12 protein-coding genes are annotated in these 12878 nt (G+C 69.2%); 1 reads left to right on the forward strand and 11 read right to left on the reverse strand.

The genetic code is table 11. The annotated features are described in order from the left end of the window. Window positions 1-17: 17 nt before the first annotated feature. The 9 genes from K0H49_RS13475 to tal all read right to left on the reverse strand — a co-directional run bounded on the left by K0H49_RS13475 (window position 18) and on the right by tal (window position 10322). Window positions 18-818, reverse strand: coding sequence for an L-iditol 2-dehydrogenase (locus K0H49_RS13475; RefSeq protein WP_219212855.1), 801 nt, complete (start codon window positions 816-818; stop codon window positions 18-20). Further along, complete coding sequence (locus K0H49_RS13480) at window positions 815-1780, reverse strand: carbohydrate kinase family protein (protein ID WP_219212857.1); 966 nt, start codon at window positions 1778-1780, stop codon at window positions 815-817. Before K0H49_RS13480 ends, K0H49_RS13475 begins: the two co-directional genes overlap by 4 nt. Window positions 1781-1783: 3 nt before the next feature. Continuing rightward, window positions 1784-3169: a D-arabinitol 4-dehydrogenase gene (dalD, locus tag K0H49_RS13485; protein ID WP_219213320.1), complete on the reverse strand. Its 1386-nt coding sequence runs from the start codon at window positions 3167-3169 to the stop codon at window positions 1784-1786. Window positions 3170-3242: 73 nt separating this feature from the next. After that, a complete protein-coding gene (locus tag K0H49_RS13490; RefSeq protein ID WP_219212859.1) occupies window positions 3243-4283 on the reverse strand; it encodes an ABC transporter ATP-binding protein in 1041 nt (346 codons plus the stop codon). 167 nt (window positions 4284-4450) lie between these two features. Then, a complete protein-coding gene (locus tag K0H49_RS13495) occupies window positions 4451-5272 on the reverse strand; it encodes a carbohydrate ABC transporter permease (protein WP_219212861.1) in 822 nt (273 codons plus the stop codon). A gap of 12 nt (window positions 5273-5284) precedes the next feature. After that, entirely contained in the window at window positions 5285-6142 is an 858-nt protein-coding gene (locus tag K0H49_RS13500; RefSeq protein WP_219212863.1) for a carbohydrate ABC transporter permease, read from the reverse strand. Between the two features lie 144 nt (window positions 6143-6286). Then, window positions 6287-7594: an ABC transporter substrate-binding protein gene (locus tag K0H49_RS13505; protein ID WP_219212864.1), complete on the reverse strand. Its 1308-nt coding sequence runs from the start codon at window positions 7592-7594 to the stop codon at window positions 6287-6289. A 227-nt stretch (window positions 7595-7821) separates the two neighbouring features. Then, window positions 7822-9375 carry a glucose-6-phosphate isomerase gene (gene pgi, locus K0H49_RS13510; protein WP_219212867.1) on the reverse strand — a complete coding sequence of 518 codons (1554 nt, stop codon included), beginning with the start codon at window positions 9373-9375 and terminating at the stop codon, window positions 7822-7824. Then, window positions 9372-10322 carry a transaldolase gene (gene tal / locus K0H49_RS13515; protein ID WP_219212869.1) on the reverse strand — a complete coding sequence of 317 codons (951 nt, stop codon included), beginning with the start codon at window positions 10320-10322 and terminating at the stop codon, window positions 9372-9374. Before tal ends, pgi begins: the two co-directional genes overlap by 4 nt. 130 nt (window positions 10323-10452) lie before the next feature. On the opposite strand from tal, the gene K0H49_RS13520 reads away from it, so the two are divergent. Next, window positions 10453-11133, forward strand: coding sequence for a lipocalin family protein (locus K0H49_RS13520; protein ID WP_219212871.1), 681 nt, complete (start codon window positions 10453-10455; stop codon window positions 11131-11133). Here K0H49_RS13520 and K0H49_RS13525 read toward each other — a convergent pair. Beyond that, window positions 11130-11765, reverse strand: a complete 636-nt coding sequence (locus K0H49_RS13525; RefSeq protein ID WP_219212873.1) for an HAD family hydrolase — start codon at window positions 11763-11765, stop codon at window positions 11130-11132. The genes K0H49_RS13520 and K0H49_RS13525 overlap by 4 nt on opposite strands. A 46-nt stretch (window positions 11766-11811) precedes the next feature. Further along, entirely contained in the window at window positions 11812-12876 is a 1065-nt protein-coding gene (locus K0H49_RS13530; RefSeq protein WP_219212875.1) for an ABC transporter ATP-binding protein, read from the reverse strand. Between the last annotated feature and the right edge of the window lie 2 nt (window positions 12877-12878).

The raw sequence follows: 12878 nt of genomic DNA on the forward strand, positions 1-12878 counted from the left end.
GTGCTGCCAGGCCGTATTCAGCTCATCACAGTACCACCGTCGACGTTGAGCGTCTGCGCCGTGATGTAGCGGGCCTCGTCGCTGGCCAGGAACACCACCGCGCCCGCCATGTCGCCGGGCCTGCCCATGCGGCCCAGCGGCACGGCCAGGCCGACCTGGCGCTTCTTCTCGCCCAGCGGCAGCTTCTCGTAGCGCGCGAACAGCGCGTCCACACCGGCCCACATGGGCGTGTCGACCACGCCCGGCGCGATGCCGTTGACGCGGATGCCGTGCGGCGCCATCGCCAGTGCCGCGCTCTGCGTGTAGCTGATCACCGCGGCCTTGGTCGCGCAGTAGTGCGCCACCAGCGCCTCGCCACGCCGCCCGGCCTGCGAGGCCAGGTTGACCACCGACGCGCCCGGCGTGCCGGCCTCGACCATGTGCTGCAGCACCGCCTGCATGGTGAAGAACATGCCCTTCACGTTGACCGCGAAGAGCCGGTCGAAGGAGGCCTCGTCGCTCTCGAGCAGCGGCGCCATGTCGAACACCGCCGCGTTGTTGACCAGCGTGTGCAGCGCGCCGAAGCGGGCCTGCGCGGCGGCCAGCATGCGGGCCACGGCCGCGCGGTCGGTCACGTCGGCCACGATGTAGGCCAGCGTGTCGGAGTGCTTCGCCGCGAGCGCGCGCACGGCTTCGGGCGCTTCGGCCTCGCGGTCGACCACGCTGCAGCGCGCGCCTTCGGCCAGGCAGGCCTGCACGATCGCGAGGCCGATGCCGCCGCCCGCGCCGGTCACCAGCACGTGGCGGCCGGCCAGGCGGCCGATGGGGGAATTCGTCATGCCTGTTGTTCCTTGGAAAAGTGATTCAGTGCCGCATCGAGTTCGGCCCGCGTGGGCGGCGCCGCGCCCGCGCGCGTGCAGTTGAGCGCGGCTGCGGTGACGGCAAAGCGCAGCACGGTGTGCCAGGCCTCGTCGGTCAAGGTGCCAAGTTGTGCGACCTGCTCGACGCCCTGCGCCAGCAGCGCGACCGACAGCGCGGCCGCGAAGGCATCGCCCGCGCCGATGGTGTCGACCACCTGCACGGCCGGTGGCCGGACCGCTATCGGCGCCCGGCCCGCGCGGTACAAGGTGACGCCCTCGCCGCCGCGCGTGAGCAGCACCGCGCGCGGGCCCGGGCCGTCGTTCGATGCCAGCAGGGCCGCGGCCGTGTCGCCCGGCGCGCGGCCTGGCGCGATGTGCGCGGCGTCCTCGTCGCTGAGCTTGAGCAGGTCGCAGGCCGCGACCCAGCGCGGCAGCCTGGCACGGTAGCCCGCCATGTCGGGGATCAGGCTGGGCCGCACGTTGGGATCGAAGAGCACGATGCGCCGGCCGCGCTGGGCCTCGACCAGCGCGGTGATGCGGCCGGCCGCGGGCTCGGTCAGCAGCGAGATGGCGCCGAAGTGCAGGTAGCGGCAGCTGTCGGGCAAGGTGGGCAGTGGATCGGGCGCCCACCGCGTGTCGGCCGTGCCCTGCGTGTAGAAGGCGTAGCGGTTGGTCTGCGGCGTGCGTTCGACGAAGGCCAGCGTCGACGGCGCGTCGCTGCGCAGCACGAAGCGCGTGTCGACGCCGTTGCGCTCCAGGTGCTGCAGCAGCCGCTCGCCGAACAGGTCGGTCGAGAGCTGCGTGATGAAGCCCGTGGGCTCGCCCAGGCGCGCGGCGGCGATGGCGCCGTTGGCCGGCGCGCCGCCCTCGTGGCCTTCGAAGCGCAATCCTTCGATGGCGGTGAAATCGATCAGAGCTTCGCCCACGAATGCGATGCGCATGGCTCAGCCCTCCTGCACGACGAAGGCGTCCACGCGCCGGCGCGCACGCCGCAGCGCATCGACCAGCCGCGGGTCGTTGGCCAGCGCGCCCCACAGCGCGCGGTCGGCGCCGAAGGCGGCCACCGGGTCGGACGCGTCGCAGATCGCATGCGCCAGTGCCGGGTCCATGCCCTGGTCCTGGTAGACGTAGGGCAGCTGACCCGCATGCCAGCGCTGCAGGAAGGCCAGGAACAGCGCGGGCAGCATGGCCACGCTGTCGATGGTCTCGCCGCGCGTGAGCCGCTCGCGCACCGTGGGCGCGATGAAGCCGGGGATCTTCGAGAAACCGTCCATCGCCACGCGCTGGTTGGTGTCGCGGATGGCCGGGTTGCCGAAGCGCTCGAGCACCACGTCGCGATAGGCCGGCAGGTCGACCGGGCTGGGCGCACCGGGTGCACTCAGCACCGGGATCACGTCGTCTGTCACGTAGTCGTAGGCCATCTGCCGGATCGCGGGCCGGTGCGTGCCTTCGTGGATGAACTGCAGGCCGACCAGCGTGCCGGCCCAGGCGATGCAGCTGTGGGTGGCGTTGAGCAGCCGGATCTTGGCCTCCTCGTAGGGTTGGACCGAAGCCACCAGTTCGACGCCCACGCGTTCCCACGCGGGCCGGCCTGCGATGAAGTCGTCTTCGATCACCCACTGAATGAAGCTCTCGGCCGTGACCGGCGCGGCGTCGTCGATGCCCGTGGCCGCGCGCACGCGTTCGCGCAGCTCGGGCGGCGGCCGCGGCGTGATGCGGTCGACCATCGCGTTGGGGCAGGTGGTGTTCGCCTGCACCCAATCGCGCAAGGCCGTGTCGCCGCTGCGCGCGATGAACTCGAGCAGGCCGTGGCGGAAGCGCTCGCCGTTGTGGCGCAGGTTGTCGCAGTTGAGCAGCGTGAGCGGGCCCGCATCGGCCGCGCGCCGCGCACGCAGCAGCGCACAGAGTGCGCCGTAGACCGTCTGGCCGGCCTCGCCTCGGCGCGCAAGCGCGATGTCCGCGGCCAGTTCGGCGAAGGACAGGTCGAGCGCGCCCTTGGCATCGAGGTAGTAGCCGGCCTCGGTCACGGTGAAGGAGACGATGCGGGTCGCGGGATCGGCACCGCAGGCGATCACCGCGGCCAGCGTGGCTTCGTAGGGCAGCACGCGGCGGATCGCCGTGATGCGTTCGTAGTGGAAGGCGCCGGCCGGGGTCACGGTCTCCAGCGTGTAGGCGCCGCCCTGCGCCTGCAGTGCCGCCAGCACCTCGGCCATGTCGGCGCGCAGGTTGGCGCCGACCAGCGACCAGCGCGTGTCGCCCAGGTCGAGGAGCCGCTGCAGATAGACCGCCTGGTGGGCGCGATGGAAGGAGCCGAGCCCCAGGTGCAGCACCACGAGGTCGGTGTCCGGCACGGTTGCGAGTGTCACGTCGAGCTTTCGGATGAAGAGATGAAGAGAGGGGAGATCAGGCCGCGAGTGCCTGGCCTTCGCGATCGAACAGGTGCAGCACCGACGGGTCGAGTTCGACGCCGACGTCGTCGCCGATGCGCAGCGGCGTGCGCTCGTTCTGGCGCGCGATCAGCGGCACGCCGTCGACGTCGATGTGGATCAGCGTGTCGGCGCCCAGCGCCTCGATCAGGTCGACCCGGCCGGGCACGCCCGCGCCATCTCGAGGACGTCCCGGGTGCACCTGCAGGCCCTCGGGCCGCACACCGAGGAAGCCGTCGGTCGGCAAGCGGCCGCGGGTCTGCGAGGAGAAGCTGGGGATGGCCGAAGCCGGCACCATGTTCATCGAGGGCATGCCGATGAACTGCGCGACGAAGCGGTTGACCGGATGGTCGTAGAGTTCCATCGGCGTGCCGACCTGCTCGATCACGCCGTCCTTGAGCACCACCACGCGGTCGGCCAGCGTCATGGCCTCGACCTGGTCGTGCGTCACGTAGATGCTGGTCGCGCCCAGGGCGACGTGCAGCTTGTGGATCTCGACGCGCGTGTTGCCGCGCAGCGCGGCGTCGAGGTTGGACAGCGGTTCGTCGAACAGGAAGACCTTGGGCGCGCGCACGATCGCGCGGCCGATGGCCACGCGCTGGCGCTGGCCGCCCGAGAGCTCCTTGGGGGTGCGCGCGAGGTACTGCGTGAGGTTGAGCTGCTCGGCCGCATGCGCGACCTTCCTGCGGATCTCGTCCTTGGGTACGCCGGCCAGCTTGAGCGCGAAGGACATGTTGTCGGCCACGCTCATGTGCGGATAGAGCGCATAGCTCTGGAACACCATCGCGAGGTCGCGCTTGCCCGAGGCCAGCTGCGTGATGTCCTTGCCGTCGAGCATCAGCCGCCCGCTGGTGGTGGGCTCGAGCCCGGCGATGAGCCGCAGCAGCGTCGACTTGCCGCAGCCCGAGGGACCGACGAAGACGATGAACTCGCCCTTCTGGATCTCGAGGTTCACGCCGCGGATGATGTGCGCGTCGCCGAAGCTCTTCTGGATGTTCTTGAGTTCGAGGTAGGCCATTCAAAACTCCTTGATTGCGGATGAGCAGGCTGACGAGACGCCTGCACGGATCGCAGGCGCCCAGCCCCATGCGGGAGCTGCCGCGGAACCGGCTTTGCCGGGCCGCTGGCAGCGCCCCCTTGAGGGGGTTGACGAAGCGACACGCAGTGCGCGAAGACTGGGGGTGTTCATTTCACGGCGCCGAAGGTCAGGCCTTGGACGAGTTGCTTCTGAGAGAACCAGCCGAACACCACGATCGGCGCGATGGCCATCAGCGAGGCCGCGGACAGCTTGGCCCAGAACAGGCCTTCGGGGCTCGAGTACTGCGAGATCAGCGTGGCCAGCGTGCCGGCCTTGGCCGAGACCAGGTTGAGCGCCCAGAAGGCCTCGTTCCAGCTCAGCACCAGGCACAGCAGGCCGCACGAGGCCAGCCCGCCCACCGACAGCGGCAGCACCACGTGGCGGAATTCGGTCCAGAGGCTGGCGCCGTCCATGCGCGCGGCCTCGAGGATCTCGTTGGGGATGTCCTTGTAGCTGGTGTAGAGCATCCAGACCATGATCGGCAGGTTCGACAGCGTGAACACGATGGTCAGCGCGCTCAGCGAATCGAGCATGCCCGCGCTCTGCGCCAGCACGTAGATCGGCACCAGCGCGCCGACCGCGGGCATCATCTTGGTCGAGAGCATCCACATCAGGATGTCGCGCGTGCGCTTCGTTCGGAAGAAGGCCATCGAGTACGCCGCCGGCGCCGCGATCAGCAGGCCGAGCACGGTCGAGCCCAGGCTGGTGATCAGCGAGTTGCGCGCGTACAGCAGGTAGTCGCTGCGGCGCTGCACCTCGGCGAAGTTGTCGAGCGTGGGCTCGAACACGAACAGCGGCGGCACCGCGATGGCCTGCAGCTCGGTCTTGAAGGCCGTGAGGAACAGCCAGCCCAGCGGGAAGAAGAGCAGCAGCGCGACGGCCCAGGCGCCGAGGGTGCGCAGCAGCGTGAACAAGGGATGGGGTTGCATGATGGTGAGTCCCTAGTCCAGGTTCTTGCCGACGATGCGGATCAGGAAGGCGGCCACGATGTTGGCCAGCACCACCGCGAACAGCGCACCGGCCGAGGCCACGCCCACGTCGAAGTTCATCAGCGACTGCTTGAAGATCATGTAGGTGAGGTTGGTGCTCTCGTTGCCCGGGCCGCCGTTGGTGGTGATGGCGATCTCGGCGAACACGCTGAGCAGGAAGATCATCTCGATCATGATCACCACCGCCATCGGCCGGCCCAGGTGCGGGATGGTCAGGTAGAAGAAGCGCTGCGGTGCCGAGGCGCCGTCCATGCGCGCGGCCTCCATCTGCTCGCGGTCCAGCGATTGCAGCGAGGTGATGAAGATCAGGCAGGCGAAGGGCAGCCACTGCCAGGCCACCATGACGATCACCGACAGCAGCGGCACGTCGGTGAGCCAGTCGACCGGCGTGGCGCCGAAGAAGCGCCACAGGTCGGCCAGCACGCCGTAGATCGGGTTCATCATCATGTGCTTCCACAGCAGCGCGTTGACCGCCGGCATGACGAAGAAGGGCGAGATCAGCAGCACCCGCACGATGCCGCGGCCCGGGAAGGGTTCGTTGACCAGCAGCGCCAGCAGCACGCCGCCCACCACGGTGATGACGATCACGCTGCCGATCAGCAGCAGCGTGTTCCAGACCGCCGGCCAGAAGTCGGGGTCGGTCACGAAGTAATGGAAGTTCTCCAGGCCGGCGAAGGGATGCTCGCCCGGCTGCATCAGGTTGTAGCTGACGAAGGAGAAGTAGATCGTCATCGCCAGCGGCACGATCATCCAGAGCAGGAGCGTGAGCACCGCGGGCGCCATGAGGAGGCGGGGCAGGAGTCGGTTCATGAGCAGGTCCCTTCTTGTTGTCTCTGGCTCCTTCCCCCTTTGGGGGAAGGCGGGGATGGGGGCTCCCCATCGATCACTGCAGCGATCGATGCGCCGCGGGCCCCCACCCCGGCCCTCCTCCGGCAGGGGAGGGAGAGGGACGGCTTACTTGTAGTACCCGGCCTTCTTCATCTCCCGCTCCGCCGCCGTCTGCGAGGTCTTGAGCGCCTGGTCGACCGTGACCTTGCCCGACAGGGCCGCGCTCATCTGCTGGCCCACCGCCACGCCGATGGCCTGGAACTCGGGGATGGCCGCGTACTGCACGCCGACGTAGGGCGACTTGGGCAAGGTGCTGTCGGTGAGGTTGGCGCTGTCGATGGCCTTCTTCTCGGCCTCCGCGAACTTCGCGACCTTCTGGAACTCGGGGTTGGCGTAGGTCGACTTGCGCGTGCCGGTGGGCACCGTGGCCCAGCCGGTTTCCTTGGCCACGAGGTTGATGTAGTCCTTGGAGGTGGCCCACTTGATGAACTTCTGTGCGGCCTCGTCCTTGGTCGAGCTGGCCGGGATGGCCAGGTTCCACGACCACAGCCAGTTGGCGCCCTTGGGCGTGACGGCCGTCGGCGCCTGCGCGAAGGCCACCTTGTCGGCCACCTTCGACTGCTTCGGGTCGCTGATGAACGAGGCCGCGATGGTCGCGTCGACCCAGGCCGCGCACTTGCCTTCGTTGAACAACGCGAGGTTCTCGTTGAAGCTGTTGGCCGAGGCGCCGGGCGGGCCGTCCTTCTTCATCAGGTCGACGTAGAAGGTGATCGCGTCCTTCCAGGCCTTGGTGTCGATCTGCGGCTTCCACTGCATGTCGAACCACTGGCCGCCGTTGGTGTTGACCAGCGTGCTCAGGAAGGCCATGTTGTCGCCCCAGCCCGGCTTGCCGCGCAGGCACATGCCGTAGACGCCGGCCTTGGGGTCGTTGGCCTTGTCGGCAAACTCCTTGACCTGCGCCCAGGTCGGCTGCTCGGGCATCTTGAAACCGACCTTGTCGGCCAGGTCCTTGCGGTACATGAGCATCGAGCTCTCGCCGTAGAAGGGGGCGGCGTAGAGCTTGCCGTCGGTCGACAGGCCGGCGCGGATCGCGGGCAGCAGGTCGTCCACGTCGTAGGCCGCATCGGTGGCGATGGGCTTGAGCCAGCCCTTCTTCGACCAGATCGGCGCCTCGTACAGGCCGATGGTCATCACGTCGAACTGGCCGCCCTTGGTGGCGATGTCGGTGGTCACGCGCTGGCGCAGCGTGCCCTCCTCCAGCGTGACCCACTTGAGCTTGATGTCGGGGTTGGCCTTCTCGAAGAAGGGCGTGAGCTTCTGCATCTCGATCATGTGGCCGTTGTTGACGGTGGCGATGACCAGTTCCGTGGCGGCGTGGGCGAACCCCGCGCCGGCGATCGCGAGCGCAACGCCCGCCTTGAGATAACGCTTCATGACTTGTCTCCTGTGGTTCTCACGGCCGTCTGCCGCCGAAGCCGATTCTGGAGACACAGTCCTTCGGTTCCGGTACGCCAAAGGAGGCCATTGATACTTTTATGCATCGAATGGCTAGTGCATTCCCTATATTTGGCAAGACAGCATGGATACGTGTCGGCCAGGTACAGGCCGCAGACGCAAAAAAGGCCGCTGTCGCGGCCTTCCTTGTGGCGCAGCGAACGGCCTCAGCGCAGACGCTGCAGCAGCCCCGCGGTCGACGGGTCGAGCCCCGTCACGTCGCCCGAGGCCAGCCGCGGCTCGATGTCGCGTGCCAGCACCTTGCCCAGCTCCACGCCCCACTGGTCGAAGCTGTTGATGCCCCACAGCGCGCCGCTGGTGAACACACGGTGCTCGTACATGGCGAGGAAGGCGCCCAGGGAGGCCGGTGTGAGCTGATCCAGCACGAAGAAGGTGCTGGGCCGGTTGCCCGGGAAGTTGCGGTGCCCGCCCTCGTCCGCCTTTCCAAGCATCAGCGCCTGCGCCTGCGCCAGCGCATTGGCCAGCAGCTTGGGATGGTGCCCTTCGAGATCGTGCGCGGCCTCGCGCACCGCGACGAACTCCAGCGGGATCACGTCGGTGCCCTGGTGCAGCATCTGGAAGTAGGCGTGCTGGCCGTTGGTGCCCGGCTCGCCCCACAACACCGGCGAGGTGCCGAAGGGCAGCGGCGCGCCGCTGGCGTCGACCTGCTTGCCGTTACTCTCCATCTCGAGCTGCTGCAGGTAGGCCGGCAGGCGCTTGAGCGCGCTGTGGTACGGCGCGATGCTGCGGCTGGTGAAGCCGTGGAAGTTGCGATACCAGACGTCGAGCAGGCCCAGGCGCACCGGCAGGTTCTGCGCCAGCGGCGTGGTGCGGAAATGCTCGTCCATCGCGTGCGCGCCGGCCAGCATCTGGCGAAAGCCCTCGGCGCCGATCGCCAGCGCGATCGGCAGGCCGATGGCCGACCACAGCGAGTAGCGCCCGCCCACCCAGTCCCAGAAGCCGAAGGTCTTCTCGATGCCGAAGGCGCGCGCCGCCTCGACGTTGGTGGTGAGCGCCGCGAAATGCCGCGCCACGTCGACGCCGCCCGACTGCGTGAACCAGCGCTTGGCCGACTGCGCATTGGCCAGCGTCTCGGCGGTGGTGAAGGTCTTGGAGGCCACGACGAACAGCGTGTGCTCGGGCGCCAGGCCCTTGAGCACGCCGGCCAGTTCGTGGCCGTCGACGTTGGAGACGAAGTGGAAGCGCTTGCCCGGTGCCGTGAAGGCATCGAGCGCCAGCACCGCCATCTGCGGCCCGAGGTCGGAGCCGCCGATGCCGATGTTGACCACGTCGGTGATCGTGTGGTCGGAGCGCACCGATTCGGCGTACGCCAGCATCGCGTCGAGCGTGGCGTGCACCTCGGCCAGTTCGGCCTTGCGCGTGGTCACCGCGTCGGCCGGCGCGCGCAGCAGGAAGTGCATCACGGCCCGGTCCTCGGTGCCGTTGATGGGTTCGCCGGCGAACATCGCGTCGCGGTGCGCCTCGAGGCCGGACTCGCGCGCCAGCGCGAACAGCAGCTCTTCGGTGCGCGCGTCGATCCGGTTCTTCGACAGGTCGGCGAAGACGTGAGGCGCCGATTCGCTCAGCGCCTCGAAACGCGATACGCCTTCCGAGGCGAAGGCTTCACGCACGTCGAAGGCGCGGCCGGTTTCGGCGTAATGCGCCTGCAGCTGCTTCCAGGCCGCGGTGCGGTCGCAACGCGTGCCCGTGCGGGCGCTCATTGCGCCTCCATCAGCTTCTCGAGCTTGACCGCGTCGACGGCGAAGGCGCGGATGCCCTCGGCCAGTTTCTCGGTCGCCATCGCGTCCTCGTTGAGCGCGAAGCGGAAGGCCGGCTCGTCGAGCACCACGCGCGGGATCTCGCGTGCCTTGGCGGCGTCGGCGTCCAGCGCATGGGCCAGCGGCGCGTCGCTGGCGGCCAGTTCGGCCAGCAGGTCGGGGCTGATGGTCAGCAGGTCGCAGCCCGCGAGCGCGGCGATCTGGCCGACGTTGCGGAAGCTCGCGCCCATGACCTCGGTCGCGATGCCGTGGTGCTTGTAGTAGTCGAAGATCTGGCGCACCGACTGCACGCCGGGATCGTTGGCGCCGGCGCTGGCGGCCTCGTTCCAGGCGCTGCCGGCGGACTTCTTGTGCCAGTCGTAGATGCGGCCGACGAAGGGCGAGATCAGCTTCACGCCGGCCGCGCCGCAGGCCACGGCCTGGGCGAAGGAGAACAGCAGCGTGAGGTTGGTGTGGATGCCCTTCTGCTCGAGCTGCCTAGCGGCCTCGATGCCTTCCCAGGTGGCGGCGATCTTGATCAGCAGGCGCTTCTCGGGGTCGATGCCCTCGGCGCGGTACAGCGCCACGATGCGGTCGGCGCGCGCCAGCGTGGCGGCGGTGTCGAAGCTCAGGCGGGCGTCGACTTCTGTCGACACGCGGCCGGGCACCAGCGACAGGATCTCGGTGCCGAAGCGCACCAGCAGCCGGTCGATCACCTCGTCCACCGGGCGGCCCTTGTGCGCACGCACGGCCTCGTCGAGCAGCGGCCGGTAGTCGGGCTTCTGCACGGCCTTGAGGATCAGCGACGGGTTGGTCGTCGCGTCCTGCGGCTTGAACTGGGCAAGCTGATGAAAGTCACCGGTGTCGGCAACCACGGTGGTCCATTGGCGAAGGGCATCGAGTTGGTTCATGCGGAACATTATCCCGCTGCAAAACGACGGCATCGGTACTCTCCGCCCAAACTACAGCGCCTGTGGTCCATGGCTGACGGACACGGCCCACGAGGCGGCTTAGGGTCGAGGACCGCCTTTGGAGAATTTCATGCCCCTTCGCTCCCCTCCCCGAACGCCCGCCCCCTTCGACGACCGCCGCTTCAGTGCCTCGGTCGGTACCCTGGCCACCGCCTTCCTCGTGGGTGGCGCATTGGCGTTGGCGAGCTTCGGCGTGGCGCGCGCGGCCCGGGCCCACGGACAGGTGCCCGCCGGGCCGGCCGACGGCGCACCGCTGATGCGCGCGCCGCTCCAGGCCGTGGCGCCGGTCGACATCAAGCGCTACGCCGGCCTGTGGCATGAGCAGGCGCGCCTGCCCAATCGATTCCAGAAGAATTGCGCAGGGCCGGTCACGGCCGAATACACGCCCCTGGCCGACGGCACGGTGGAGGTGCGCAACCGCTGCATCCGCAGCGATGGCAATTTCGACGAGGCCGTGGGCAGCGCCCGTGTGGTGCCCATGGCGGGCCAGCCCGGTGCCGGGCGGCTCGAGGTGCGCTTCGCGCCCGCCTGGCTCAGCTGGCTGCCGGCGGTCTGGGGCGACTACTGGATCCTCAAGCTCGACCGCGACTACGAGGTCGCGCTGGTCGGCACGCCCGATCGCGACTACCTCTGGGTGCTGTCGCGCAACCCGGTGCTGGACGAAGCGGCGCTGCAGGTCGAACTCGACTACGCGCGCAGCCTGGGCTTCGACGTGGACAAGGTGGTGCGCACGGGCGCACCGGCGAACTAGGCCGCAGCGAGCGACGGCACGAAGCGCGCCACCTGCGCCGCCAGCGCCTTGGGCGCGGTGCAGTGGATCGCATGCCAGCCCAGCCCGCGCGCGGCCTCGACGTTGGCCGCGGTGTCGTCGATGAACAGCGTCTGCGCGGGATCGAAGCCGTGGCGCCAGGCCAGCATCTGGTAGATGTCGCTGTGCGGCTTGATGAGCTTCACGTCACCCGAGAAGATGCCGCCGTCGAACCATTCGAAGAAGGGCAGCCGCCGCTGCAGCGCGCGCGCATAGGGCACGGGCATGTTCGAGAGGTAGTACAGGCGCACGTCCGCGCCCGCCTCGCGCTGGGCGCGCAGGTCCGCCAGCAGGGCCACGCTCTCGGCGATCGGCTCGAGATGCTCACCCAGCGGCGCCACCATCGCATGCACCCTGTCGGCCGGCAGCGCCAGCCGCGCGGACGTGCGCGCGACCACCTCGTCGACGCTGCGGATGCCGCAATCGAAGTCGAGCCAGTCGGCGTGGTGGAAGAAGGCCTTGGCCAGCGCGCGGCCGGCTTCGGCGGTGGCGGCGCGCTCGGGAAAATGCGCCTGCAGCAGGCGGCCGGGCTCCCAGCCGACGAGCACGGCGCCCAGATCGAATACGACGTTCATGGCGCCATTGTTCCACGGCACCCTGACAGGTCTCTGTCAGCGCCCCTCAGCCGCCCGGCACGACCGACACGCCGTGCCGGCCCAGCCCCAGCGTGGTCTGCGCGCCCGCCGCGAGCGGCCGGGCCAGGTCGGAGGACACCGCGAACACCGGCCCGATGGGCGTGTCGAAGCCGTATTCGTAGAAGCTGCCGAGGTAGGCGGCCTTGGTGCAGGTCGCCGGCAAGCCCTCGGCCGTGCCGATCTGCCAGGCTTCGGGCCGCACCGCCACCTTGACCGCGCCGGGCGCCACCGCATGCGGCGGCGTGAGCAGCAGCGGCCCCAGCGCCACCTGCCCGTCGGGCTGCGCGATGGCCGGGAACACGCTGGCTTCGCCCATGAAGCCGGCGACGAACTCGCTCTCGGGCCGCGAATACAACTGCTGCGGCGTGCCGCGCTGCGCGATCACGCCGTGGTCCATCACGATGATCTGGTCGCTCACGGCCAGCGCCTCGCTCTGGTCGTGCGTGACGTAGGCGACCGTGAGCTTCAAGCGCTGCTGCAGCATGCGGATCTCTTCGCGCATCTCGCGGCGCAGGCGCGCGTCGAGGTTGGACAGGGGCTCGTCGAACAGCAGCACCGCGGGCTCGAGCACCAGCGCGCGCGCCAGCGCCACGCGCTGCTGCTGGCCGCCCGAGAGCTCGCTGGGCAACCGGTGGTCGAAGCCGACCAGGCCCACGCCCTTGAGCGCCTCGCGCGCGCGGCGCCCGACTTCGTCCTTCGCCACGCCGCTCATGCGCAGGCCATAGCCCACGTTCTGGATCACGTCCATGTGCGGGAACAGCGCGTAGCTCTGGAACATCATGCTCACGTTGCGCTCGGCCGGGCCCAGCGTGGTCACGTCGCGTCCGCCCATCACGATCGCGCCCGAGGTCGGCGACTCGAGGCCCGCGATCATGCGCAGCGTGGTGGTCTTGCCGCAGCCCGAAGGGCCGAGGATGGTGGTGAGCGTGCCGACCGGCACCTCGAAGCTGATGCCCTTGACGGCCAGTGGGGCCGAGGCGTCGCTGCCGTAGCGCTTGGTGACGTTGCGGAATTCGATGCCGTGGGTCAGGGAGGGGGTCTGGGTCGTCATGT

Origin of the sequence: Variovorax boronicumulans, from assembly GCF_019352895.1 — a bacterium.
Lineage (GTDB): Bacteria > Pseudomonadota > Gammaproteobacteria > Burkholderiales > Burkholderiaceae_C > Variovorax > Variovorax boronicumulans_A.